Below are 25,471 nucleotides of genomic sequence, written 5' to 3' on the forward strand. Positions count from 1 at the left end.
AGATGAGTCGCGGTGGCGCCTCGAAAGACCGGTCGGACGGTCCCGAACGCAAATGCGTCGCCACGGGCGAGGTGCGTCCTAAATATGGACTCATCCGCTTTGTGGCGGGACCGGACGGCACGATTGTGCCCGATGTGATGGGCAAGCTGCCGGGTCGCGGCGTTTATGTCGCAGCCGACCGTGCGGCGCTGGGGCGCGCCGTGGACAAGAAACTGTTCAGCCGGGGCCTGAAGATGCAGGCCAAGGTTCCCGACGGGCTCATCGATGAGCTGGAGCGGCAATTGTCGCGCCGCGTCGTTGACCTGCTGAGCCTGGCCCGCAAGTCGGGTGATGCGGTGGCGGGCTATGAAAAAGTCAAGACCTGGCTCGACAAGGAAGAGGCCCAGGTTCTGCTTCAGGCCAGCGATGGATCGGCGCGCGGAAAGACGAAATTGAGCACGCCGCATTTTGGTAAATACATCGGCTGGCTCACTGCGGACGAATTGGGCATGGCGTTTGGACGCCAAACAGTGATACATGCGGCGCTGGCCTCTGGTGGACTCGCCAAACGTGTTGTAGAGGAAGCGCAGCGCCTGCGCGGCATGCGCGAAACGGATGACGGCGGCAGCGGCCGCACGGAAGGGTAAGTAAGCTTGATGAGCGATAGTGACGGCAAAAAGACATTGGGTCTTCGTGGAGCGCCCCGCTCGGGGAATGTGAAACAGAGTTTCAGCCACGGACGGACCAAGAATGTCGTGGTGGAAACCAAGCGCAAGCGCGTTGTGGTCCCCAAGCCCGGTGCGTCAAAGCCCGGGGCCGGGTCTGGCGCGCCCTCAGGTGATCCCTCGCGTCGCCCGGCCGGGATCTCTGACGCCGAGATGGCCCGCCGCCTGAAAGCGGTTCAGGCCGCCAAGGCGCGTGAGGCCGAGGAAACCGCGCGCCGCGCGGCTGAGGAAAAGGCGCGCGCCGAAGAGCGCGAGCGTCGCCGGGCCGAGGCCGAGGCGAAGGAACGCGAGCAGCGCGAGGCCGAAGAGCGTGCCAAGCAGAAAGCTGCCGACGAAGAACGCCAGCGCAAGGAAGCCGAAGAATCCGCGCGCCGCGCCGCTGCCGAGGCCGCCTCTGCCAAAGAAGCGCCCAAACCGGAACAGCGCAGCGCACCGGCTAGTCGCCCCGCCCCTGCCGAAACGCCGCGTCGCGACCGCGAGCAACGCCCGTCGCGTGGCAAGGGCCGCGACGACAACCGCCGCTCGGGCAAGCTGACGCTGAACCAGGCGCTGTCGGGCGGCGAAGGTGGCCGCCAGAAATCGCTGGCCGCGATGAAGCGGAAACAGGAACGCGCACGGCAGAAGGCCATGGGTGGTTCGGTCGAGCGTGAAAAGGTGATCCGCGACGTTCAGGTGCCGGAAACCATCGTGGTGTCCGAACTGGCCAACCGGATGGCCGAACGTGTCGGTGACGTGGTCAAGTCGCTGATGAACATGGGCATGATGGTCACGCAGAACCAATCGATTGACGCGGACACTGCCGAACTGATCATCGAGGAATTCGGCCACAAGGTGGTGCGTGTTTCGGACGCCGATGTCGAAGACGTCATCGCCGATGTCGAAGACAATGAAGACGATCTGCAGCCGCGCCCGCCGGTCATCACCATCATGGGCCATGTCGACCACGGCAAGACCTCGCTGCTGGATGCGATTCGCGATGCCAAGGTTGTCGCCGGCGAGGCGGGTGGCATCACCCAGCATATCGGCGCCTATCAGGTGAAAACCGATGGCGGCACCACGCTGACATTCCTCGACACACCAGGCCACGCCGCCTTTACCTCGATGCGCTCGCGCGGGGCGCAGGTGACGGATATCGTCGTGCTTGTGGTGGCTGCGGATGACGCGGTCATGCCGCAGACCATCGAAGCCATCAACCACGCCAAGGCGGCGCAGGTGCCTATGATCGTGGCGATCAACAAGATCGACAAACCCGAGGCCAACCCGGACAAGGTGCGCACCGACCTGCTGCAACATGAGGTGATCGTCGAGAAGATGTCCGGTGAGGTTCAGGATGTCGAGGTTTCCGCCATCTCCGGTCAGGGCCTGGACGAGCTGCTTGAGGCGATCGCGCTGCAAGCTGAAATTCTGGAGCTGAAAGCCAACCCCGATCGCGCCGCCCAGGGCGCCGTGATCGAGGCGCAGCTGGATGTGGGCCGGGGGCCCGTCGCAACCGTTCTGGTTCAGAAAGGCACGCTGCGTCAGGGCGATATCTTTGTTGTGGGTGAGCAATACGGCAAGGTCCGTGCGCTGATCAACGATAAGGGCGACCGGGTGAAAGAGGCCGGGCCGTCGGTTCCGGTCGAGGTTCTGGGCCTTAACGGCACGCCCGAGGCCGGGGACGTTCTGAACGTGACCGATACCGAAGCGCAGGCGCGCGAGATCGCGGATTACCGCGAACAGGCCGCCAAGGACAAACGCGCCGCTGCCGGTGCCGCAACCACGCTTGAGCAGCTGATGCAGAAAGCCAAGGACGACGAAAACGTCTCGGAACTGCCGATTCTGGTCAAAGCGGACGTGCAGGGTTCTGCCGAAGCCATCGTTCAGGCGATGGAAAAGATCGGCAATGACGAGGTGCGCGTGCGCGTGCTGCATTCCGGCGTCGGGGCCATTACAGAAACCGATATCGGTCTGGCCGAAGCGTCCGGCGCGCCGGTCATGGGCTTCAACGTGCGAGCCAATACCTCGGCCCGGAACACGGCGAACCAGAAAGGTGTCGAGATCCGGTATTATTCGGTGATCTACGACCTTGTGGATGACGTGAAAGCCGCCGCTTCGGGCCTGCTGAGCGCCGAGATCAAGGAAAACTTCATCGGTTATGCCGAGATCAAGGACGTGTTCAAGGTCTCCAACGTCGGCAAGGTTGCGGGCTGTCTCGTGACCGAAGGTGTTGCGCGTCGTTCGGCAGGTGTGCGCCTGCTGCGCGACAATGTGGTGATCCACGAAGGCACGCTGAAGACCCTCAAACGCTTCAAGGACGAAGTGGCCGAGGTTCAGTCGGGTCAGGAATGCGGTATGGCCTTCGAGAATTACGACGATATCCGCGCTGGCGACGTGATCGAGATTTTCGAGCGCGAGGAAGTCACCCGCACGCTGGACTGATCAGTTCTTACAAGACAAAAAGCAAGGGGTTGGCCGATGGGCCAACCCCTTATCGTGTGAGTGGCAGTTTGCCGTTTCGTCAGGCCGCAGCCTTGACCGGACGCCCCGAATAGAGCTTTTTGCCGACTTTTACTTCGATGCGACCATCAGAGAGCGCACGCACATATGTGCCCTGAACGAACACACACGTGCCAATCGTAATTGTCCGTAGCACGTGACATCCTCCCAAATAGGTATTTGGATTTCATCATTATACACGAAAAAACAAAAATAGACACTGTTTAGCGTCAGGTGATCGAAGGATCTGACGCTGCAACTCTAGATGTAGCGTGGAATTTGGATATTACATACAAAACGCCGTGAATGGCGCGGCTCAACAGCGGAAAGAAAGCCAGCTAATTCAGATCACAGCCAGTCTCGCAGGATCGGAATAAGCGGAATATCGGCGGGCGGCATCGGGTAGTCGCGCAGATCTTTTGCCCGTACCCACTTCAACCTCTGGCCTTCATTGGATTGCGGTATGCCCTCCCATTTCCGGCAGGCAAAAAGCGGCATAAGCAGGTGGAAATCATCGTAGCTGTGGCTCGCAAATGTCAGCGGGGCAAGGCAGGATTCCCAGGTGTTGATGCCCAGCTCTTCTTCGAGCTCGCGGATCAGCGCCATCTCTGGCGTTTCACCCGATTCGACTTTGCCGCCCGGAAACTCCCAAAGACCGGCCATGGATTTGCCCTCGGGGCGCTGCGCCAGCAGCACCCGGCCATCCGGATCAATCAGCGCCACCGCCGAGACGAGAATGATCTTCACGACCGGTAATCCGCGTTGATCTCGATATATCCATGAGTCAGATCGCAAGTCCAGACGGTGGCTTTGCCCGCGCCCAGCCCCAGATCGATGGAGATCACCAACTCCTGCGCTTTCATGTAGGCGGCTGCGTCTTCTTCGCGGTAATCCGAGCTTACCCAGCCTTTTTCCGCCACCAGAATATCGCCGAAGGAAATGCTCAGCCGGTCCCGGTCCGCCGTGGCGCCGGATTTTCCGATCGCCATCACGACGCGACCCCAATTGGCGTCTTCACCCGCGATGGCGGTCTTGACCAGCGGGGAGTTCGCCACCGACAACCCGTGGGTCTTGGCGTCGGAATCCGACACTGCACCGGTGACCCGGATTTCGATGAACTTGGTCGCGCCTTCGCCGTCGCGCACCACCAGATGCGCCAAATCGCGCATCACCTGTTCCAATGCCGCGTCAAACCCGGCGTCCCCGGTCGCATCCACTTCCGCCGCGCCGGTGGCACAGACCAGCAAGCTGTCCGAGGTTGAAGTATCGCTGTCCACGGTAATGCAATTGAAGGTCCGGTCGGCCATGGCCGAGACCACACCTTGCAGTGCCGCCTGATCATACCCCGCATCAGTGAAGATATAGACCAGCATCGTCGCCATATCGGGCGCGATCATGCCTGATCCTTTGACGATCCCCGCGATGGACACGGTCTTGCCCTCGATCTCGACCTGGGCGCTTGCGCCCTTCGCGAAGGTGTCGGTGGTCATGATCGCCTGCGCGGCACCCTCGATGGCACCACCGGACAGGCCCGCGTTCATGTCTTCGATACGTGATACGATCCGGTCATGGGGCAGCGGCTCGCCAATCACCCCGGTTGAGGCGGTGAAGACGCGGGTTACCGGAACCCCGGTGGTCTTTGCGACCGCCTGGGTCACCTCGGCAACCGAGGCCTGCCCGTAATGGCCCGTAAAGGCGTTGGCATTGCCCGAATTCACCAGGATCGCGGCGGGGCCGGTGCTGTCACCGCCCAGCTTTTGCTGGCAATCCAGCACCGGTGCAGCGCGGGTCGAAGAGCGGGTGAACACACCCGCCACCGACGTGCCCGCATCGAGAACCGCCAGCATCACATCGGTGCGCCCGGTATATTTCACACCCGCTGCGGCGGTGGCAAAGCGCACGCCACCGATTTGCGGCAGATCGGGAAAGCCCGCTGGTGCCAGCGGTGAGACCTGGGTGATCGTCGCCAAGGCGCTTACTCCTGCACGAGGTCGAGCTGCTTGATGATCTCGGGCTGCAGGCCTTCGATCTCGGGGCGTTCCACCGTCGCGGCGCTGGTCAGTTCCGCCACTTTCGCCTCGATCACATCACGCTGGATCTGCTGTGCCAGTTCCCCGCGCACGGCATCCAGCGCCGGGGCCTGGGATTTGCGCTTGTCGTTCAGGATAATCAGATGCCAGCCGAACTGCGTCTGCACCGGGTTCGAGACCTGACCCGGTTCCAGCGCCATCACCGCCTGTTCGAACTCGGGCACCATCTGACCTGCCCCAAACCAGCCCAGCGCGCCGCCATTCGGACCCGAGGGGCCGGTAGATTTCTCTTTTGCGGTTTCCGCGAAATTGGCCCCGTTATCGAGATCGGTCTTAATCGCCTTGGCCTCATCCTCGGTCTCGACCAGAATATGCGCGGCGTCAAATTCGTCGCCGCCCTCCCAATCTGCAAACTGCGCGTCATAAGCAGCCTGCAGCGCCTCGTCGGTCACGGCCTCTGCGGTCAGCCGGTCGATCATGGTCACCGCCATCAGCGAGCGCTCCTCGTTTTCCAGCGACAGCGCAACCTGACGCGGCATCTCGTCGCCCAGTGCGGCGCGCAGCAGGTTCTGCTGGATCAACTGATCCAGAATGGCGTCATAGAGCACCTGATCCTCGACCTGTTGATATTCTGGCGGCAGCGCCGCCCGTGCCAGGATCAAATGCCCAAGCGTGATGTCTTCACCGTTGACCGATGCAACAACAGTGTCGGCATCTGGCTGGGTTTGTGCGGCCACAGGCAGCGCCATCACGGCAGCGAGCGCCAGAGATGGCAGAAAAGTGAAGCCTTTGGGCATGTATTCATCCTATATTCAGGCCGCGACAGGGCGCGGCGTTGACACTCTTAGACCTGCCGCTTACATCGCGTTGAAGCCTTGGACAGGGCCGCCTTCACCCCCCGTATCTATGGGTTGCGCGCAGGGCGGGCAAGCCTGTCGCAACCTCGATAAGAATAGATCCGCTGGAGTGAACATGCTGGGACTGGGAACGCTCGCCAAAAAGGTGTTCGGAACGCCGAATGACCGCAAGATCAAGGCGACCCGCCCGCTGATCGCAAAGATCAACGCGCTGGAAGAAGAGTTCGAAAAGCTGTCCGATGACGGTCTAAAGGAAAAGACCGACGACCTGCGCAAGCGCGCCCTTGACGGGGAAAGCCTGGACGATTTGCTGCCCGAAGCCTTTGCCAATGTGCGCGAGGCGGCCAAGCGGGCGCTGGGCCTGCGCGCCTTTGACGTGCAGTTGATGGGTGGCGCGTTCCTGCATCAGGGCAATATCTCTGAGATGAAGACAGGCGAAGGCAAAACGCTTGTGGCCACTTTCCCGGCCTATCTGAACGCGCTGACCGGCAAGGGTGTGCATGTGGTAACCGTGAACGAGTACCTGGCCAAGCGCGACGCCGACTGGATGGGCAAGGTGTTCGGGGCGCTGGGCATGACCACCGGCGTGATCTGGACCGGCATGCCCGAGGACGAGAAACGCGCTGCTTACAACTGCGACATCACCTATGCCACCAATAACGAGCTGGGCTTTGACTACCTGCGCGACAACATGAAGTCAGACCTGGATCAGCTGTTCCAGAAACATCACAATTTCGCCATCGTGGATGAGGTCGACTCAATCCTGATCGACGAGGCGCGGACGCCGCTGATCATCTCGGGGCCAGCGCAGGACCGCTCGGATCTCTACCTGACCATCGATACGGTGATTCCGACGCTGGACGACAGCCACTATGAGCTGGACGAAAAAACCCGGAACGTGACCTTTACCGACGAGGGCAACGAGTTTCTGGAAAACCAGCTCAAGGCGCGTGATCTGCTGAGCGACGAACAGTCGCTTTATGATCCCGAAAGCACGTCCATCGTGCATCACGTCAATCAGGGTCTGCGGGCGCATAAACTGTTCCAAAAGGACAAGGACTATATCGTCCGCGACGGTCAGGTTGTGCTGATCGACGAATTCACCGGCCGCATGATGCCGGGCCGCCGCCTGTCGGAAGGTCTGCATCAGGCCATCGAGGCCAAGGAAGGTGCCCCGATCCAGCCCGAGAACGTCACACTGGCCAGCGTGACTTTTCAGAACTATTTCCGCCTCTATGACAAGCTGAGCGGGATGACGGGTACGGCGCTGACCGAGGCAGAGGAGTTTTCCGAAATCTACGGTCTGGGCGTGGTCGAGGTTCCGACCAACAAGCCGATCATGCGGGTGGATGAGGACGATCAGGTCTACCGCACCACCGGCGAGAAATACGGCGCGATGATCAAGGAAATCCGGAAAGCCAACGAAAAGGGCCAGCCGGTTCTGGTCGGCACCACCTCGATCGAAAAGTCAGAAATGCTCAGCCAGCTGCTGACAGAAGAGGGCATCAAACACAACGTCCTGAACGCCCGCCAACATGAAAAAGAGGCGCAGATCGTCGCCGAAGCAGGCCATCTGGGCGCGGTCACCATCGCCACCAACATGGCCGGTCGCGGCACCGATATTCAGCTTGGCGGTAATGTCGAGATGAAGGTGCTGGCCGCCCTGGCCGAAAACCCCGAGGCCGATCCGGTCGAGCTGCGCGCCGCCGAAGAAGCCAAGCATGCCGCCGAGAAACAGAAGGTGCTTGAGGCGGGCGGGCTGTTCGTGATGGCCTCGGAACGCCATGAAAGCCGCCGCATCGACAACCAGCTGCGGGGCCGCTCGGGCCGTCAGGGTGACCCGGGCCGCACGGTGTTCTACCTCAGCCTCGAAGACGACCTGATGCGGATCTTCGGCTCGGAGCGGCTGGAAAAAGTACTCAGAACGCTGGGCATGAAAGAAGGCGAGGCGATCATTCACCCCTGGGTCAACAAATCGCTGGAGCGTGCGCAGGCCAAAGTCGAAGGCCGCAACTTCGATATGCGCAAGAACGTCCTGAAATTCGATGACGTGATGAACGACCAGCGCAAGGTGATCTTCAGCCAGCGCCGCGAGATCATGGCCGCCGAAGACCTGTCCGAGATCGTGTCGGACATGCGCGAGCAGGTGATCGACGATATCATTGATCAGTATATGCCGCCGAAATCCTATGCCGATCAGTGGGACATGCAGGGGCTATATGCCGCCGTAATCGAAAAGCTGGGCGTCGATCTGCCGATCATCGATTGGGCGGATGAAGAGGGCGTTGACGACGAACAGGTCCGCGAACGTCTGATCAAAGCCACCGATGAGAACATGGCGAAAAAGGCGGTCGATTTCGGGCCCGAGAACATGCGCAACATCGAAAAACAGGTGCTGCTGCAAACCATCGACAGCAACTGGCGCGAGCATCTGCTGACGCTGGAACATCTGCGCTCGGTCGTGGGGTTCCGCGGCTACGCCCAGCGCGATCCGCTCAATGAATACAAGAACGAAAGCTTCCAGCTGTTCGAGGGGATGCTGGACAGTCTGCGCGAAACGGTGACCCAGCAATTGTCACGGGTCCGTCCGCTGACCGAAGAGGAACAGCGCGAGATGCTGGCCCAGATGACCGCCCAGCAGGCGGATATGCAGCGCGCCGCGTCCGGCGAAGGCGAGGCGCAACCGAATGCGAAAGCCAAGGAACCGGCACTGGCAGGCGCAGAGCAGGCCACCGAGAGCGGCGCGCAGGCGGCCCCCGGTTTTGTCGAAGACGACCCATCAACCTGGGGCAACCCCTCACGCAACGATCGCTGTCCCTGTGGCTCTGGCAAGAAGTTCAAACACTGCCACGGGCGCCTGATCTGAGAGGCTTGCCCTTATTCGGACAAAATGACTCCCCCCGGCGGCCACAAACCGGCCGCCTTTTTTAAAGAAAGTTAATCCGAACACAGCCGGGGGAACGGTGATGATTCGGACACGCAACCTACTGACAGTCGGCGGAACGGCCTTTTGCGCACTGGCAATCGGGTATTTCATGCAGCGCGAAACGCCGGTGCAATATGCGTCGATGATCCGACATCCGTCCGGGTTGCAACAACGCGTCCTTGCCCCATTTGCACGCGCCGAGGTGGATGAATACGGCATGCTTGAGGTTCGCGATATCAAGCTGACCTCAACACTGCCGGGCTTGCCACTCCCCTCACGGCTGCCGCAACCAACGCTGGAACATGTGACCGACGGCGCGGTTTCCGCCAAGTTTCTGACCCCGCCAGAGCCGCCTGTTGACTCCACATTGCCGAAGCTGGGATGTGACGTAACCGTGGCATCCTCGGTCTTGCCGCTGGCTCGTGTGGGGCTATCCGTGGATGCCCCCTGTTTTCCGAACCAGCGGGTGACGGTGCATCATAGCGGCCTCTTCTTTACCGACAGCACCGATGGACAAGGTATGCTGAATGTCACCATCCCGGCCCTATCGGAACATGCGGTCTTCATCATCGAGTTTGACAACGGGGCCGGTGCGGTTGCCCGTGCCGAGGTCGACGAGCTGCTGGATTTCGAGCGCGTGGCGATCCAATGGGGCGGCGAATCCGGCCTGCAGATCAACGCCAAGGGCGATGACGAGGCAGACAAGAACGACTTGAATTCAACCGCTTATGGTGATGTCGTTCGCCTGGGAAAACTAAACAACAGCAGCTCTCGCGTGGCCGAGATATACAGCTTTCCCCGCGATCAGCTGGCGCAATCGGATGCGATCTCTTTGACGATTGAGGCCCAGGTGACCGCCGCCAATTGCGACCGCGACATTGCCGCGCAATCGCTGGAACTGCGCGCGAACCGCAGCCTGCGCATGCGTGACCTGACCCTGTCGATGCCAAGCTGCGATGCGACGGGGGACTTTCTGGTGTTGAATAATCTTGTCGAAGACCTGAAGATCGCCGAAAAATAACCCGCAGGCAAATCAGGTTTCCCATGAATTGGCTCCGTGCGGCGGTTTGCGCCGCGCTTTTTGTTTCTGGCACCATGCGTCCCGGTCTGGCACAGGATGTGACGCTCACCTCGCGCGATGGCGCGGTGGCAATCACCGGCGCGTTTCTGGGTTTTGACGGCGAGTTTTACCGCGTCGAGACCAAATTTGGAGAGCTGACAGTCGATGCCTCGGGCGTCAATTGCGATGGCCCGGCCTGCCCCAAGCTGACCGATTTCGTGGCCGAGATCACGCTCGCCGGATCCCCCACCATGGCCGAGGTGTTGCTGCCTGCCTTGCTTGAGGGGTTCGCGCGCCACAATGGCTATATCACCCAGCGCGCACCCCTGCCCGACAACGGGTTCATCTATGAGCTGCGCCAGTCGGACCGGGCCCTGCCTGCAGCCCGCTTCCTGTTTCAGATATCGAATACCGATCAGGGCATCGACGCGTTGCTGAATGGCCGTGCGGATATCGCCCTGGCGTTGCGCGAAATTCGGCCAGAGGAGCGGGAGCGCGCCCGCGAAGCCGGGCTCGGCGATCTGACAGAGCCCAATCGCAGCCGCGTTCTGAGCCTTGACGCCATGGTGCCCATCGTTGCACCCGGCAACCCGGTGCGCAGCCTGTCGATCGATGATCTGGCGCGGGTTCTGTCCGGCGCGGTGACCAACTGGGCCGAGTTGGGTGGGCCGGATGCGCCCATTGCCGTACATCTGCCCGGCGAGGGGTCTGGCCAGGCGCAGGCGGTCGAAGATCGCATTCTGAAACCGGCCAGCGCGGTGGCGACGGCGGATGTAGTGCGCCACGGCCGCGGCAGCCGCCTGGCCCGCGCGGTCGAGGCCGACCCTTTCGCCCTCGGAATTGCAAGTTTTGCCGAGATTGGCACTGCCAGCCCCCTCACGCTCAGCGGGGCTTGCGGGTATTTGATCACCGCCACCCGCAGGTCGATCAAGACCGAGGACTACCCGCTCAATTCGCCCATGTTCCTTTATATCCCTGCGCGCCGTTTGCCGAAAATCGCTCGCGAATTTCTGGTTTATGCGCGCGGTTCGTCGGCGCAGATGGTCATCCGGGAGGCCGGGTTTGTCGATCAAATGCCGGAGCTGGTCGAGTTGAACACGCAGGGTGCCCGGCTGGCCAATGCGATCGCAACAGCCGGGGGCGAAGTGCCGTTAACCGAGTTGCAGCGGTTGACACAAACCTTGTCACCACTGGCGCGCCTGACCACCTCGTTCCGCTTCGAAGCGGGATCTTCACGCCCCGACGCGCAATCCCGCTCGAACATCCAGCAACTGGCGCAAGCGCTTGAAATCGGCACCTATGATGCGCGCAAGCTGGTCTTTGTCGGGTTTTCGGATGGGGTCGGCCCGGCCTCGGGTAATCAGAATATCGCCTTGCGCCGGGCCAAGGCGGTGCGCGATGCGGTGATTGCGGCCGCCAAAACGGTCAATCTCGACCGCGTGGAAATTGGCGTCGAGGCATTTGGCGAGGCGATGCCGATGGCTTGCGATGACAGCGAATGGGGCCGTCAAGTGAATCGCCGGGTCGAGGTCTGGACCCGTTAGGAGAGACGCAATTTGCGCCGGAATCCGGATGCCGTTTTTCGGATCGCGCATCAGAGATACCCTTCGCTGCGAAGACTCAACTCGTTCGATTTTCCGATGATCAGGTGGTCATGCAGAATCAGTCCCAGCGCCTGGCACACGTCCTGAATGCGCATTGTCATGTCGATATCCGATTGCGAGGGGGTCGGGTCGCCCGAGGGGTGATTGTGCACCAGGATCAGCGCCGAGGCATTCAGCTCTAGCGCCCGTTTTGCGACCTCTCTCGGGTAAACCGGCACATGATCGACCGTTCCGCGTGCCTGTTCCTCATCAGCGATCAGTACGTTCTTGCGATCCAGATAGAGCACGCGAAACTGCTCGGTCTCGCGATGGGCCATGGTGGTGTGGCAATAATCCAGCAGCGCATCCCAGCCCGATAGCACATGGCGTTGCAGCACACGTGCCCGCGCCAGCCGATGCGCGCTGGCCTCGACGATCTTGAGTTCGGTGATCACCGCCTCTCCAACCCCATTGACCTTGGCCAAACGCTCCGACGGCGCGCTGAGCACCCGGTTGAAGTCCCCGAATGTCCCCAACAGCAAGCGCGCCAGCGGCTTCACGTCCTGCCGGGGGATGGCGCGGAACAGCACCAGCTCCAGCATCTCGTAATCCGGCATCGCCGCAGCCCCACCCGACATGAACCGGTCGCGCAGGCGTTTGCGGTGATCCTTGATATAAGACGGCATGCGGCCCTTGGGCAGCGCAACCGCCGGGGCCTCATCCGGGTCGAACAGCATCGGGGCATCTTGAAACGCGTCTTTACTGGACATGCCGCGAGGCTGCGCGGGAATCACTTTCTACGAGGTTAACGCGCTTCGCCTGCCATACGCGCAGTCAGCTTGCGCACCACCAGATGCAGCAGCACCGAGAGCACGCCCAACGTCAGCATAGCAGCAAACATCAGATCAGTCTTGGCCCGGCCATTGGCCAGCAGCATCAGATAGCCCAACCCACGCGACGATCCGACCCATTCGCCGATCACCGCCCCGATCGGCGCATAGACCGCCGCCAGCCGTAGCCCCGAGGCCAGCGAGGGCAGCGCCGCAGGCACGCGAATCTGCCACAGGATCGCACGGCGGCTGGCCTGCATCGTGCGCGCCAGATCCAGATACCCCTCGGGCGTGCGCATCAGCCCGTCGAAAAAAGACGAGGTCACCGGGAAGTAGATGATCAGCACCGCCATGGCCACTTTCGACCCTAACCCGTAGCCAAACCACAATGTCAGGATCGGGGCCAAGGCAAAAACCGGCAGCGCTTGGGTGAAGACCAGCATCGGCTGCACCAGCACCCGCGCGGTCCGCGACGAGGCAAGCTGAATCGCCGTGGCAGCCCCTAGCGCCGAACCGACGACAAGGCCGATCAGAACCTCCAGACCAGTGACAAGCGTGTTTTCAGCGATCACCGCACGGTTTGCCCACCAGGCCTCGGCCACCACCATGGGACCCGGCAGAATAAAGCGCGGCAGGCCGGTGAACATCACCACGCCCTGCCAGAGCAGAAGCGCAAAAACCGTCGCTGCAAGGGGGGCGCCGATCCTCATGCCGCGCGCTCTCGCAACAAACGCAGCAGCGCGCCCTGGGTTTCCAGCATCTCGATATCATCCACCAGACGCGGCGCAGACGACGAGGGCACGGCGCAATGATCGAGACTGCGGTGCGACATCACCGCGATGGTCTGGCCCAGACGTGCCGCCTCGCCCGGATCATGAGTCACCAGCAGAACGGTGCGCCCCTGCAACAATTCGACCGCCAGTTCCTGCATATCGGCCCGGGTCCGAGCATCGAGTGCCGAGAACGGTTCATCCAGCAGAATGATCTGCTTGTCCTCCATCAGCGTCCGTGCCAATGCCGCGCGCTGCCGTTGCCCGCCTGACAGCTCCGCGGGTTTCTTATGCGCATGCTCGGACAGGCCGACGCGGCCCAACAACCTTGCCAACCGGTCGGCATCGGGCTTTTCGCCACGCAAACGCGCGCCCAGGGTCACATTGCGCGCCACATCCGCCCAGGGCAGCAGCAGATCGTCCTGAGCCATATAGGCGACGCGCGGCGCCACCGGTTGTCCGTCAGAGGCGCGGATTGCACCGTCAAACATGGCCCCGGTCTGTAACCCGGCGATCAGGCGCAGAACCGTCGATTTCCCAATACCCGAGCCGCCAAGAAGGCAGGTCCATTCCCCCGCCTTCAGAACAAGCGACAGCGGCGCAAAAAGGGGCACCCCATCGATGGAGGCGCCCCCTTCGACCACTATCTCGGGTGCTGCATTCACGGGGTCAGGCCCATTTCCCAGAACTTGACCTCAAGCTCTGTGGCGGTGCGGAAGGTCTTGCACAGGCTCTGCCAGACCGGCAGTTGGTCATAGCCCTCGCCCAGACGGCGGGTTACAGCGCTGTCGATCATGGCCCCGACATCGCGGCAATAGGCTTGGTATTGATCGCCCGCATAGGTGTCGATCCATTGCTGATAGGTGTCCGAGCGTGCCTCTTGCTTCAGGCGCAATCCGATCTCGGCATAGCCCATAACGCAGGGTGCGAGCGCAGCCAGCAAGGTCAGGAAGTCGCCGCTATACCCGGCCTCAAGCACATAGCGCGTATAGGCGAGGTTTTCGGGCCGTTCCGGCGTCGCGGCAAGCTCTTCATGCGAAATGCCAGCCTCGGCGCAAACGCCGACATGCAGCATCATCTCTTCATGGATCAGCCCGTTCACGGTGGACGACGCCACCAGCATTTCGTCATGGGTTTCGGCCTTGACCACCGCCAGCGCCCAGGCGCGCGAGAAATGGGTGAGGAACACGAAATCCTGCCGCAGATAGTGGAGAAAGGCGTCATTGGGCAGGCTGCCATCACTCAGACCTTCGACAAAGGCGTGGCGGGTATAATCCCGCCACGTCTCGCCGGTGGCCGCGCGCATCAGGCCGAAGGCGCGGCCATACTCGGGCGCAGCGCTCATTGTGCGGTCACGTCAATGGCCATGTCGGAGACCGGATTGACGCTGTCGGTCAGGCCCTTGTCCTTGAGGAACTCTTCGAACCTGATGTAGCGACCCGCATCCAACCCGGCGGGGCGCAGTGCAAAGCGGGTCAGAGTGTCTTTCCAGGCCCGCTTGTTAAGCTCATCTTGCAATTCCGGCGAGGTGCCCGAAAAAATCTCCCAGCTTTCTTGCGGATGGTTCACGATGAACTGCGTGGCCTTTTCGGTCGCGTCCAGAAAGCGCGCCACCTTGTCGGCATCCATGTTCGCCGGGTTGGCGACATAGATCAGCTCATCATAAGGCGGCACGCCCTCTTCCTCGATATAAAAGCAGGTGCCGGGGCGCCCTTCGATATCCATCTGGTTCAGCTCGAAGTTCCGATAGGCCCCGATCACCGCGTCGACCTGACCGGACATCAGTGAAGGCGACAGTGAGAAGTTCACATTGACCAGTTCAACTTCGTCCAGCTTGACGCCGTAATTGCCCAGAACCGTGCTCAGCACCGCTTCTTCCACACCGGCGACCGAGAAGCCGATCTTCTTGCCCTTTAGGTCGGCGGGCGTCTTGATCGGCCCGTCCTTAAGCACCAGCAGGCAGTTCAGCGGCGTGGCAACCAGCGTACCGACACGTTTCAGCGGCAGACCCTCATGGATTTGCAGATGCAACTGCGGCTGATAGCTGACCGCCAGATCGCCCTGACCGGCCGCAACCAGACGCGGCGGGGCGGACGGATCGGCGGGGGCGATGATCTCGACCTCAAGATCCTGATCCGTGAAGTAACCCTTTTCCTGCGCCACGATGATGGGCCCGTGATCCGGGTTCACGAACCAGTCCAGCAGGACAGTCATCTTGTCTGCGGCAAAAGCCGGAGTGGCGGCAAGGAGCGCCAATGTGGTGAGAATTTTCTTCATGTTATCAATACCCTGTTCATGAGGTGGAGGCCGCGACGAGGACGATCTCGCCGGGCCAGATTTCTGTGATCTGTTCTGCTGCCCGCCAGGCCCGCAGACCGGTAGCGCAGCACAGCGCAAGCGGAGTATCGGGATCGGGAAGCGCGGCGTGCAGTTGATCCGGCGCGATCCGCACGGCGTCCGGATGGGCCGGAATTGCTGCTTCTATGGCATCACGCAGTTCGAAGATCTTATACTGAGCACCGAGGCTGGCCGGGGCCACAAAGGCAAAGCCGCTTTCGGGCTCAGGCGCGGAGTCAAACCGGAAGGTCGAGAGGCGAAAACTCTTGGCCTCGACCTGCACCATCTGACCGATGGGCGATGGGTCAAACCCCAGCAAGACCGACAGCGCCATCTGTGCTTGCAGCGCGCCGATCATTGCCACAACAGGCCCTAGCACACCCGAACTGGCGCAGTTTTGCGTGTTGTCGGGCATCTCGGGGAACACCGCGCGCAGGCTGGGACCGTTGCCGCAGAACCCGCCGACATAACCGCCCAACCCCAGCGCCGAGGCGCTGATCAGCGGAGTTTTCAGATCGCGACAAGTGTCGCTCAATACATAGCTCGCCGCATAGCTGTCGGCGCAATCCAGCACGATATCCGCCTGCTGGACGAGTTGCGCCGCGTTTGCGGGGGTCAAGGCCTGCACAACGCCAACAGCCGAGACTTCGGAGTTGATTTCCTGACAGCGCATCGCGGCACGTAGCGCCTTGGGTTGACCGCAATCCGCCTCGCTGAACAAGGTTTGTCGATGCAGGTTCGACAACTCGACCGCGTCCGGATCAAGGATGGTCAAATGCCCGACACCCGCGCCTGCCAGAAGCGGCAGCAGCGGCGCGGCAAGACCGCCCGCACCGATTACCAGAACGCGGGCATCAGACAGCAATGCCTGACCGTCAGCACCGACCTCTGGCAACTTCATCTGACGCGCATAGCGGTTCATCGCGTGACCTCGATCCATTGCCGGACACGCTCCTCGGGGTCAGGGTTCAGCGTGATGTCGGTCACGACCGAGACGATATCCGCCCCCGCCTCCAACACGCCGGGCGCGCGTTCCACGCTCATGCCGCCGATGCCGACCAAGGGCACCGACCCGACGCGAGCCTTCCATTCGCTGACTTTCGGCAGGCCCTGCTGATGCCATTTCATCTTTTTCAGAATCGTCGGATAGACCGGGCCAAGCGCGATATAAGCCGGGTCAAGCGACAGGGCGCGGTCCAGTTCCGCGTCATCATGGGTCGAAAGTCCCAGTCTTAGACCCGCTTTTTGGATCGCAGACAGGTCGGCCTCGTCCAGATCCTCCTGCCCCAGATGCAGCCAATCGCACCCTTCATCAATGGCGATCTGCCAATAGTCGTTCACCACCAGCACCGCGTCATGGGTTCGGCACAGATCAACCGCAGTGCGGATCTGCGTGCGGATGATCGCCTCGGGGCGGTCTTTGATGCGAAGCTGCGCCAGCTTGACGCCCAGCGGCAGCATGCGCGCCAGCCAGGAAACATCATCAAAGATCGGATAAAACCGGTCGAGCGTCATGACAGGAACGCCTTTCCGATCACCGGGGTTGACGGGGTCGCCATATCACGTGGTTCGATCGGGTCGGCCTGACAGGCCAACCTGCCCGCCTCGACCGCTTGCGCCATGGCCCGGGCCATCGCTGCGGGATCACCGGCGCGGGCGACCGCAGTGTTGAGCAGGACGGCGTCAAACCCCAGCTCCATCGCGTGGGCGGCGTGGCTGGGCAGGCCGATCCCGGCATCCACCACCAGCGGCGTGTCGGGAAATTCGGACCGCATGGCGCGCAGCGCGTATTCGTTGGCCAACCCCCGGCCCGACCCGATCGGTGCACCCCAGGGCATCAGTACCTCGCAGCCCGCGCCCAGCAATCGCTCGCCCACGATCAGATCCTCGGTGGTGTAGGGAAAGACCTCAAACCCGTCCTCGGTCAGGATGCGGGCGGCTTCGACCAGTTGAAAAACATCCGGTTGCAGGCTGTCGGTATGGCCGATCAGTTCTAGCTTGATCCAGGGGGTGTCGAACACCTCGCGTGCCATATGGGCAGTCGTGACCGCTTCTTTCACCGTGTGACAGCCAGCGGTGTTGGGCAGGATATGCACTTCCAGATCTCGGATCATCTGCCAGAAGCTCTGCCCGGCACCGCCTGCCCCCTCGCGCCGTAGTGAGACGGTGGCAATGGCGGCCTTCGAGTCGCGAAACGCTGCCTCAAGGATCGCAGGGCTGGGATATTGCGCCGTACCCAGCATCAGCGGGTTGGCCAGTTGGCTGCCGTAGAAGCTGCGCATTGCTCAGCCCCCCTGCATCGGTGCGAGGATTTCGACGCGGTCGCCATCGGCAAGCGCGTGGCGGATCCGGGCGGATGAGGCGACAAAGACCTCGTTCACCGCCGTTGCCACGCGCCCGGAATAGCCGCATTCGGCCAACAACTCGGACAGGGTTGTGGCCGCCACCTCGCGGGGGTCACCGTTAACGATGATCTTCATCGACGAACTCCGAATGTGTGTTCTCTAGCGCCAGATCGGCGACACCCTGCGCCAGGGCCGGGGCCAGAAGATAGCCGTGCCGGTAGAGGCCGTTGGCATAGATGCGCCCGTTCCGGCGCCGGATACGGGGCAGGTTGTCGGGAAAGGCCGGGCGCAGGTCGACCCCGGTTTCCAGGATTTCCGCCTCACCAAAGGCCGGGTTGAGGGCAAAGGCGGCGCTAAGCAGTTCCAGCATCGAGCGGGCGGTGATCCGCGCCTTATCCTCGCTTTCGATCATAGTCGCGCCCAGCATAAAGATACCCTCGCCACGCGGCACCACGTAAAGCGGGATGCGCGGATGCAGCAGACGCACCGGACGGCGGAGCGTCACATCGTGGCAGCGGATAACCAGCATCTCGCCCTTCACTCCGCGCAGATCGACGAGCTGGTCGCGGGCGGCATAGCCGCGGCAATCAATGGCGTTTTCGAGCGTTGCAGACGCGGGTTCGGTGTAGAAAGGGACGCCCTTTGCCACAAGCGCCTTGCGTAGGCTTTTCAGCGCAGAACGGGGATCGAGATGGGCCTCTTGTGGAAAGTGCAGCCCAGCTTCGAAACCGCTCAAATCAGGCTCTAATTGGGTGATTTCGTCGCGACCCGCCTGCGCATAGCCTTCGGTGCGGCGCGAGAAACGACGCAGGTCGGGCAGGTCGCGGCGATGGGCCACAACCAGCGTACCGGAGCGATCCACCTCTGTATGTTGCGCCCACCAATCAATGGCAGTCTGGCCGTGGCGCAGCACCGGCTCCTCGGCATTTTCATATTCGCACCAGGGCGCCAGCATGCCGCCCGCCCACCAGGAACAACCATGCGGGCCAGGTGGGCCAGCAGGGTCAAAGACCTGCACCTGCGCGCCGCGCGCGGCCAGTTCAGTCGCCACCGTCAGACCGGCCACACCGGCCCCTATGACAGAATGCAGCGTCATTGTTCCCAGACCTGATGAAAGTGATGCACCGGCCCGTGGCCCTGCCCGATCTTCAGATCGTCGGCCTTTAGGATAGCGCCCTGCAGGTATCCATGGGCGCGCTGCATGGCCTCTTCCAGATCCTGCCCCTTTGCCAGCCCCGCGGCGATGGCAGAGGATAGCGTGCAACCGGTGCCATGGGTATTGATCGTGGCGCGGCGCGGCGCAGTATAATCGGCCAGCAGACCCACGCCGTTCACCAGCATGTCGTGACAGACCGGCCCATCGGCATGACCGCCCTTCATTACCACCGCTTGCGCGCCCAGCCCGATCAGGGCCTGCGCTTGCGCAAACATCTGCTCCTGCGTCTGGGCCGGTTTGACCTCAAGCAAGCGTGCCGCTTCGGGCAGGTTCGGGGTGATGACAGTGGCGCGCGGGATCAGAACGTCGCGCAGGGTCGCGACCGCCTCATTGGCCAGCAGCGCATCGCCGGATTTGGCGATCATCACCGGATCAAGGACAACGGGGCCACCAAAGCCCCGCAAGGCCTCGGCAACCGTATGGATGATCTCGGGCGAGGCCAGCATGCCGATCTTGATCGCACCCACATCCAGATCGCAGAGCACCGCGTCGATCTGGGCACGGATCACCTCCAGTGGGATGCCATGTACGGCGGTCACAGCCTGAGTGTTCTGCGCAGTGACGGCGGTGATGACGCTGGCGCCATAAACACCCAGCGCGGACATCGCCTTGAGGTCGGCCTGGATACCGGCACCGCCCCCGCTATCGGAGCCTGCGATGGTCAGGGCAATTGGCGTCATCCATTGCACTCCCGTTTTGGGGACAATGGGCGGTGGGCACGCTCGGTATTCTGAGACCGTTTCCTACGCCGGCACTGCCCGGATCAGGTTCGATGGGTTGGCGCAGATGCGGCTCTCAGCCCGGAGGCACCCCAACGGTTTGCGCGTTCATCTCAGGGTCGCGACAAAGAATCAAGGGGAGAAATGACACAGCGCTACAAGAGCAAAACAAAAGAGCCGATCCATTGGACCGGCTCTGATATAGGGAATTTCGCGGGCTTTAACCCTTCATGCCGTCCCAGAAGGATTTGACCGAAGAGAAAAAGCTGTGCGATTCCGGGTTGTTGTCATCGCTGATCTCTTCGAACTCGCGCAGCAGTTCCTTCTGGCGCGAGGTCAGATTGACCGGGGTTTCCACCGCCAGTTCGATGAACATGTCGCCAACACCGGCACCGCGCAGCGCAGGCATGCCCTTGGCACGCAGGCGCATCTGGCGGCCCGACTGGCTGCCCGAGGGCACCTGAACCCGGCCCCGGCCACCGTCAATTGTCGGCACCTCGATGGACCCGCCCAGCGCGGCCTTGGCCATCGAGACCGGCACGCGGCAATAAAGGTTCACGCCATCGCGTTCAAATAGGTCATGCTGCGCGACCTCGACAAAGATATAGAGATCGCCCGGAGGGCCGCCGCGCATCCCGGCCTCACCTTCGCCCGCCAGACGGATACGAGTGCCGGTTTCGACACCTGCCGGAATATTTACCGACAGCGCGCGGTCCTTTTCGACGCGGCCCGCACCCTGACAGACCTTGCAAGGGTTCTTGATGATTTGCCCAAGGCCGGAACAGGTCGGACAGGTGCGTTCAACTGTAAAGAAACCCTGCTGAGCGCGCACCTTGCCCATGCCGGAACAGGTCGGGCAGGATGTGGGCTCCGCACCACCTTCGGCCCCGGTGCCTTCACAGGCGGAACAGGCCACTGATGTGGGCACATTGATCGTCTTTTGCAAACCGGCAAACGCGTCCTCAAGCGAGACCCGCAGATTATAGCGCAGGTCCGAACCGCGCGCCGCCCGACGGCCGCCGCCACCACGCTGGCCGCCCATAAAATCGCCAAATAGGTCGTCGAACACATCCGAAAACGCGCTGGAAAAATCGCCGTTTCCGCCAAAGCCACCGCCCGGACGGCCACCACCGCCCATGCCGTTTTCAAAGGCCGCGTGGCCAAACCGGTCGTAGGCGGCCTTTTTGTCTGCGTCCTTCAGAACCTCATAGGCTTCGTTGGCTTCCTTGAACTGCGACTCCGCATTGGGATTGTCTTTGTTGCGATCGGGATGAAGCTCTTTGGCTTTGCGGCGATAGCCCTTCTTGATCTCATCCGCCGAAGCGCCCTTGGACACGCCGAGCACATCGTAATAGTCGCGTTTTGACATCCGATTTTCCTTCTGCCTCAACGAGCATGGGCCGGTCCGGATACCGGACCGGCCCAATCAGGCACGGTTTACCCGTTAGTTACGCTTGTCGTCGTCGAGATCTTCGAACTCGGCGTCCACGATGTCGTCCTCACCAGGTGCGGCATCGGCCGCGGCGGGTTCGTCATCGCCTTCTTCCTGGCTCGCCTTGTAGATCGCCTCACCCAGTTTCATGGCCGCTTCGGTCACGTTCTGGATGCCCGATTTGATCTTGTCGGCATTCTCGGTCTCAAGCTCGTCCTTGAGCGCCGCAATCGCCAGCTCGATGGCCTCGACGGTGGTTGGATCAACCTTGTCGGAATGCTCTTCCACCGACTTTTCGGTCGAGTGGATCAGGCTTTCCGCCTGGTTCTTGGCTTCGACCAGTTCCTTGCGGGCCTTGTCGGCTTCGGCGTTCTCTTCGGCATCCTTGACCATCTGTTCGATGTCATCGTCAGACAGACCACCCGAGGCCTGGATCGTGATCTTGTGTTCCTTGCCGGTGCCCTTGTCTTTGGCCGACACAGACACGATGCCGTTGGCGTCGATGTCGAATGTCACCTCGATCTGCGGCATACCGCGCGGTGCGGGCGGAATGTCTTCGAGGTTGAACTGACCCAGGATCTTGTTGTCCGAGGCCATTTCGCGTTCGCCCTGGAACACGCGGATGGTCACCGCGTTCTGATTGTCCTCGGCGGTCGAGAAGACCTGCGACTTTTTCGTCGGGATCGTCGTGTTGCGGTCGATCAGGCGGGTGAAGACACCACCCAGCGTTTCGATGCCCAGCGACAGCGGGGTCACGTCGAGCAGAACCACATCCTTGACGTCGCCTTGCAGAACACCGGCCTGAATGGCGGCGCCCATGGCGACAACCTCATCAGGGTTCACACCCTTATGCGGCTCTTTACCGAAGAATTTGGTCACTTCTTCGACCACTTTCGGCATCCGGGTCATACCACCGACCAGAACCACCTCATCCACGTCACCCGCGGACAGGCCAGCATCCTTAAGAGCCGCCTTGCAGGGGTCCATCGACCGTTTGATCAGGTCGCCCACCAACTGTTCCAGCTTGGCACGGGTCAGTTTCATGACCAGGTGCAGCGGCTGGCCCGAGGACGGGTCCATCGAGATGAACGGCTGGTTGATCTCGGTCTGCGAGGTCGAGGACAGTTCGATCTTGGCCTTTTCCGCAGCTTCTTTCAGACGCTGCAGGGCCATCTTGTCTTTGGACAGATCGACGCCGTTTTCCTTTTTGAACTGGTCCGCCAGATAGTTGACGATCCGCATGTCAAAGTCTTCGCCACCCAGGAAGGTATCGCCGTTGGTGGATTTCACCTCAAACAACCCATCGTCGATTTCCAGAATGGTCACGTCGAAGGTCCCGCCGCCAAGGTCATAGACCGCGATGGTTTGGGTTTCTTCCTTGTCCAGACCATAGGCCAGCGCAGCGGCTGTCGGCTCGTTGATGATCCGCAGCACTTCCAGACCGGCGATCTTGCCCGCATCCTTGGTGGCCTGACGCTGTGCGTCGTTGAAATAGGCCGGAACGGTGATCACGGCCTGCGTGACTTCCTCGCCCAGATAGCTCTCGGCGGTTTCTTTCATCTTGCCCAGCGTGAAGGCCGAGATCTGGCTGGGCGAGTATTTCTCACCCTTGGCCTCGACCCAGGCGTCGCCATTGCCGCCATCAACGATGGCGTAGGGCACCATTTTCTTGTCTTTCGCAACCGCCGCGTCGTCGTAACGACGACCGATCAGGCGCTTGACGCCAAACACGGTGTTGTCGGGGTTGGTGACCGCCTGACGTTTTGCCGGCTGACCGACCAGACGCTCTTCATCGGTGAAGGCGACGATCGAGGGCGTGGTCCGTGCCCCTTCTGCGTTTTCGATAACCTTTGGCTGCGAGCCGTCCATGATGGCGACACAGCTGTTTGTGGTCCCAAGGTCGATCCCAATAACTTTGCTCATGCGTTTCGATCCCTTTCTATTTCAAGGCGATGTCCCGGAACTTGAACCCGTTCTGGCATTCAAATTCCGATTCAGTGTTGCGCGACAGCACTACACCATCGCGCGTCCCGGCGTATATAGGGGTCGGGCACAGGCGCTGCAAGCACTCTGAAACGCGGGTTTTCGCGAATCTGTGACCTTTTTGGCAAGGCTTTGGCAAGGAATGGGAAGTCGGGGATGAGCAGGCTGCTTTTGCGCGGGTTCGACATCAGGAAATCGTATCTGGATGCTGCCGCGCAGGCGGGTCTGATCGAAACCCTGCGACCGATTCTGAAAGCGGCGCCACTCATCTCTCCGGTGACGTCGCGGGGCCAGAAAATGTCGGTGCGCATGACCTCGGCCGGAGAGTTTGGCTGGATCACCGACAGGGCCGGGTATCGCTATGAGGCGCAGCATCCCAAGGGGCTGCCCTGGCCCGCGATCCCCGAAGACGTGCTGCGGATCTGGCAGGAGCTGACCGGGCTTGACCGGCGGCCCGACAGCTGCCTGATCAACTACTACGGCGAAGGCGCGCGTATGGGGCTGCACCAGGACACGGATGAGGCCGATTTCTCGTGGCCGGTCGTGTCGGTCTCGCTGGGCGATGACGCGCTGTTCCGCATCGGTAACACCACGCGCGGCGGCAAAACGGAATCGACCTGGCTGAACTCGGGCGATGTGGTGGTGATGGGCGGGCCTGCGCGGCTGACCTATCACGGGATCGATCGCATCCGCTTCGGCTCTTCGCGGTTGCTGCCAAAGGGCGGCCGGATCAACTTGACCCTGCGGGTTGTGACCTAACGCGCGGCGATCGAGCAGCACCCGGTCAGGAAGCGATCGTCATCCAGGATCAAATCGATCTCAAGCGCGAAGGCGTTGTTGGACATGCCGTCGGAACACTCGGCCCGCCGGATGATCGCCTGTCCGCTGTCGCCCAGCGCAAAGCGCAATCGGTCGGAATAGCCCATCGCTGGTTGGCGGCCACCCGCGCGCAACGCTGCAGGTTCGGCGTCAAAGAACCGAAACTCTGCTGCACCATCAGGATCAGCGCTCAGCGACCAAAAGGGTTCGGTCCCGTAACAGTGCAACGGTCCAGAATACTCGGCGTCGAAACCGGGGGACTGCGCAGCAAGATACCGCATCGCGACCCAGCCGCCATGTTCCATGATATTGACCCGACCCCAATTGCCGCTTTCATCGCGCCGTACGATTTCGACATCACGCGCATCCGGGGCCAGCGCACCGATCTTGTCAGCACTGGCGCGCGGCTCGCTGCGGATATTGAGGGCATCGTCGGCGGCAACGCCCGTCACCGCATAAAGCCGTGGCCATGAATCCGCCGCAACAACCTGACCTGTTGCCAGCAGGATCATCAGCGCGCAAAGCAGCCTCATCGTTTAGCGTACCAGCTGGCTGAGACGTGGCGGCGGGTATAGAACTCGCCCATCAGACCCAGCATGATCAGCACCACACCAACGCCAAGCGCGTAGTGCCAACTGGTGACATGCGGGAAATAGTTGCGGAAGGCAAAACCACGACTCTGGTCAATGATGTGAAACAACGGGTTCCAGTCGAACACCACCAGCATCGAGGCCGGGATTGTATTGGCCACGAACATCTTGCCCGACGCAATCATCTGCGCCCGTCGATAGACGGTCGACATGATCCCGACCGTCGTTGGAAACCAGGGCTTTATCGATAGGAACATCAACCCGACCGCGCAGCCGGTGAACCAGGCGAGTATCAGCATTCCAAAGGCACCGGCGGGATTCTGAAGCTCAACCGCGTCGAAAACTGCGTGATATCCGAACAGGATCAGAAACACGGTCAGGATGTTGATATAGAGAATCCCCAAGGCCGAGGCGCTGATCGAGATGATGGTGTTCATCGGCGCATGCAGCATCATCGCGCTTGTCGGCCCTTCCGCGCCCATCACGGCGCCAACCGATTTCACATGGGTCATGAACAAGAACACGCCGGTGAGCAGAAACAGCACGAAATCCCCGCGCAGCGGTGCGGTTCTTATCCCAAAGAGCTGGAACATGAAGTAAAACGCCGCCACCATGACGACCACCTGCAGCATGTTCTGCCCCAACGCGAGAAAGGCATTGTTGTGTTTGGACCGCACGCTGCGCGCTACCGAATGAAAGATCAGTTCGGCCATGGTGAGCGCGCCGCTCAGCAGAGATGTATTCCGGCGGTATCGAAACACGTTTGGCTCGTCCCGTAATGCTGCCCAAAATCTC

At 61.4% G+C, this 25,471-nt stretch carries 25 protein-coding genes and 1 riboswitch; of the genes, 6 read left to right on the forward strand and 19 right to left on the reverse strand.

Going from position 1 to position 25,471, the window contains the following annotated elements; genetic code table 11:
• Positions 1-2: 2 nt before the first annotated feature.
• Positions 3-626: an RNA-binding protein gene (locus tag Q5Y75_RS19440; RefSeq protein ID WP_306200692.1), complete on the forward strand. Its 624-nt coding sequence runs from the start codon at positions 3-5 to the stop codon at positions 624-626.
• 9 nt (positions 627-635) lie between these two features.
• On the forward strand, positions 636-3,122 hold the full coding sequence (gene infB, locus Q5Y75_RS19445; protein WP_306200693.1) for a translation initiation factor IF-2: 2,487 nt from the start codon (positions 636-638) through the stop codon (positions 3,120-3,122).
• A 79-nt stretch (positions 3,123-3,201) separates the two neighbouring features.
• Here the strand turns inward: infB and Q5Y75_RS19450 are convergent, their stop codons facing one another.
• The 4 genes from Q5Y75_RS19450 to Q5Y75_RS19465 form a co-directional block, all read right to left on the reverse strand.
• Complete coding sequence (locus tag Q5Y75_RS19450; RefSeq protein ID WP_306200695.1) at positions 3,202-3,336, reverse strand: hypothetical protein; 135 nt, start codon at positions 3,334-3,336, stop codon at positions 3,202-3,204.
• A gap of 191 nt (positions 3,337-3,527) precedes the next feature.
• Positions 3,528-3,926: an 8-oxo-dGTP diphosphatase MutT gene (mutT, locus tag Q5Y75_RS19455; RefSeq protein ID WP_306200697.1), complete on the reverse strand. Its 399-nt coding sequence runs from the start codon at positions 3,924-3,926 to the stop codon at positions 3,528-3,530.
• Positions 3,923-5,149 carry a bifunctional glutamate N-acetyltransferase/amino-acid acetyltransferase ArgJ gene (gene argJ / locus Q5Y75_RS19460; protein ID WP_306200699.1) on the reverse strand — a complete coding sequence of 409 codons (1,227 nt, stop codon included), beginning with the start codon at positions 5,147-5,149 and terminating at the stop codon, positions 3,923-3,925. Before argJ ends, mutT begins: the two co-directional genes overlap by 4 nt.
• A 5-nt stretch (positions 5,150-5,154) precedes the next feature.
• Positions 5,155-6,006 (reverse strand): foldase protein PrsA, encoded by an 852-nt coding sequence (locus Q5Y75_RS19465; RefSeq protein ID WP_306200701.1) that lies wholly within the window; start codon positions 6,004-6,006, stop codon positions 5,155-5,157.
• A gap of 175 nt (positions 6,007-6,181) precedes the next feature.
• On the opposite strand from Q5Y75_RS19465, the gene secA reads away from it, so the two are divergent.
• The 3 genes from secA (at position 6,182) to Q5Y75_RS19480 (ending at position 11,596) form a co-directional block, all read left to right on the forward strand.
• Positions 6,182-8,932 carry a preprotein translocase subunit SecA gene (gene secA, locus Q5Y75_RS19470; protein ID WP_306200703.1) on the forward strand — a complete coding sequence of 917 codons (2,751 nt, stop codon included), beginning with the start codon at positions 6,182-6,184 and terminating at the stop codon, positions 8,930-8,932.
• Positions 8,933-9,032: 100 nt separating this feature from the next.
• Complete coding sequence (locus tag Q5Y75_RS19475; RefSeq protein ID WP_306200706.1) at positions 9,033-10,013, forward strand: hypothetical protein; 981 nt, start codon at positions 9,033-9,035, stop codon at positions 10,011-10,013.
• A gap of 23 nt (positions 10,014-10,036) precedes the next feature.
• On the forward strand, positions 10,037-11,596 hold the full coding sequence (locus Q5Y75_RS19480) for a phosphate ABC transporter substrate-binding/OmpA family protein (protein WP_306200708.1): 1,560 nt from the start codon (positions 10,037-10,039) through the stop codon (positions 11,594-11,596).
• Between the two features lie 50 nt (positions 11,597-11,646).
• On the opposite strand, the gene radC is transcribed toward Q5Y75_RS19480, so the two are convergent.
• The 13 genes from radC to dnaK all read right to left on the reverse strand — a co-directional run bounded on the left by radC (position 11,647) and on the right by dnaK (position 23,207).
• On the reverse strand, positions 11,647-12,405 hold the full coding sequence (radC, locus tag Q5Y75_RS19485; protein WP_306200710.1) for a RadC family protein: 759 nt from the start codon (positions 12,403-12,405) through the stop codon (positions 11,647-11,649).
• A gap of 35 nt (positions 12,406-12,440) precedes the next feature.
• The gene (locus Q5Y75_RS19490; protein WP_306200712.1) at positions 12,441-13,175 is read right to left on the reverse strand and encodes an ABC transporter permease; all 735 of its coding nucleotides are present in this window, start codon (positions 13,173-13,175) and stop codon (positions 12,441-12,443) included.
• Positions 13,172-13,900, reverse strand: coding sequence for an ABC transporter ATP-binding protein (locus Q5Y75_RS19495; RefSeq protein ID WP_306200714.1), 729 nt, complete (start codon positions 13,898-13,900; stop codon positions 13,172-13,174). Before Q5Y75_RS19495 ends, Q5Y75_RS19490 begins: the two co-directional genes overlap by 4 nt.
• Entirely contained in the window at positions 13,897-14,580 is a 684-nt protein-coding gene (gene tenA / locus Q5Y75_RS19500; RefSeq protein ID WP_306200716.1) for a thiaminase II, read from the reverse strand. Before tenA ends, Q5Y75_RS19495 begins: the two co-directional genes overlap by 4 nt.
• Entirely contained in the window at positions 14,577-15,512 is a 936-nt protein-coding gene (locus Q5Y75_RS19505; RefSeq protein ID WP_306200718.1) for an ABC transporter substrate-binding protein, read from the reverse strand. The genes tenA and Q5Y75_RS19505 overlap by 4 nt, the downstream gene beginning before the upstream one ends.
• A 16-nt stretch (positions 15,513-15,528) precedes the next feature.
• Complete coding sequence (locus Q5Y75_RS19510) at positions 15,529-16,512, reverse strand: ThiF family adenylyltransferase (protein WP_371933292.1); 984 nt, start codon at positions 16,510-16,512, stop codon at positions 15,529-15,531.
• Complete coding sequence (locus Q5Y75_RS19515; protein ID WP_306200720.1) at positions 16,491-17,087, reverse strand: thiamine phosphate synthase; 597 nt, start codon at positions 17,085-17,087, stop codon at positions 16,491-16,493. The genes Q5Y75_RS19510 and Q5Y75_RS19515 overlap by 22 nt, the downstream gene beginning before the upstream one ends.
• Positions 17,084-17,854: a thiazole synthase gene (locus Q5Y75_RS19520; protein WP_306200722.1), complete on the reverse strand. Its 771-nt coding sequence runs from the start codon at positions 17,852-17,854 to the stop codon at positions 17,084-17,086. The genes Q5Y75_RS19515 and Q5Y75_RS19520 overlap by 4 nt, the downstream gene beginning before the upstream one ends.
• A gap of 3 nt (positions 17,855-17,857) precedes the next feature.
• The gene (thiS, locus tag Q5Y75_RS19525; protein ID WP_306200724.1) at positions 17,858-18,052 is read right to left on the reverse strand and encodes a sulfur carrier protein ThiS; all 195 of its coding nucleotides are present in this window, start codon (positions 18,050-18,052) and stop codon (positions 17,858-17,860) included.
• Positions 18,036-19,013, reverse strand: a complete 978-nt coding sequence (locus Q5Y75_RS19530; RefSeq protein WP_306200726.1) for an FAD-dependent oxidoreductase — start codon at positions 19,011-19,013, stop codon at positions 18,036-18,038. Before Q5Y75_RS19530 ends, thiS begins: the two co-directional genes overlap by 17 nt.
• Complete coding sequence (gene thiD / locus Q5Y75_RS19535; RefSeq protein WP_306200728.1) at positions 19,010-19,813, reverse strand: bifunctional hydroxymethylpyrimidine kinase/phosphomethylpyrimidine kinase; 804 nt, start codon at positions 19,811-19,813, stop codon at positions 19,010-19,012. Before thiD ends, Q5Y75_RS19530 begins: the two co-directional genes overlap by 4 nt.
• Positions 19,814-19,856: 43 nt before the next feature.
• Positions 19,857-19,957: riboswitch (TPP riboswitch) on the reverse strand.
• 115 nt (positions 19,958-20,072) lie between these two features.
• Positions 20,073-21,221, reverse strand: coding sequence for a molecular chaperone DnaJ (gene dnaJ / locus Q5Y75_RS19540; protein WP_306200730.1), 1,149 nt, complete (start codon positions 21,219-21,221; stop codon positions 20,073-20,075).
• Between the two features lie 75 nt (positions 21,222-21,296).
• A complete protein-coding gene (dnaK, locus tag Q5Y75_RS19545) occupies positions 21,297-23,207 on the reverse strand; it encodes a molecular chaperone DnaK (RefSeq protein WP_306200732.1) in 1,911 nt (636 codons plus the stop codon).
• Between the two features lie 216 nt (positions 23,208-23,423).
• On the opposite strand from dnaK, the gene Q5Y75_RS19550 reads away from it, so the two are divergent.
• On the forward strand, positions 23,424-24,026 hold the full coding sequence (locus Q5Y75_RS19550; RefSeq protein WP_306200734.1) for an alpha-ketoglutarate-dependent dioxygenase AlkB family protein: 603 nt from the start codon (positions 23,424-23,426) through the stop codon (positions 24,024-24,026).
• On the opposite strand, the gene Q5Y75_RS19555 is transcribed toward Q5Y75_RS19550, so the two are convergent.
• Positions 24,023-24,619, reverse strand: a complete 597-nt coding sequence (locus Q5Y75_RS19555) for an SH3 domain-containing protein (RefSeq protein ID WP_306200736.1) — start codon at positions 24,617-24,619, stop codon at positions 24,023-24,025. The genes Q5Y75_RS19550 and Q5Y75_RS19555 overlap by 4 nt on opposite strands.
• On the reverse strand, positions 24,616-25,437 hold the full coding sequence (locus tag Q5Y75_RS19560; RefSeq protein WP_306200738.1) for an ABC transporter permease: 822 nt from the start codon (positions 25,435-25,437) through the stop codon (positions 24,616-24,618). Before Q5Y75_RS19560 ends, Q5Y75_RS19555 begins: the two co-directional genes overlap by 4 nt.
• Positions 25,438-25,471 lie beyond the last annotated feature (34 nt).

This window comes from Ruegeria discodermiae (genome assembly GCF_030758345.1).
Classification (GTDB): domain Bacteria; phylum Pseudomonadota; class Alphaproteobacteria; order Rhodobacterales; family Rhodobacteraceae; genus Ruegeria_C.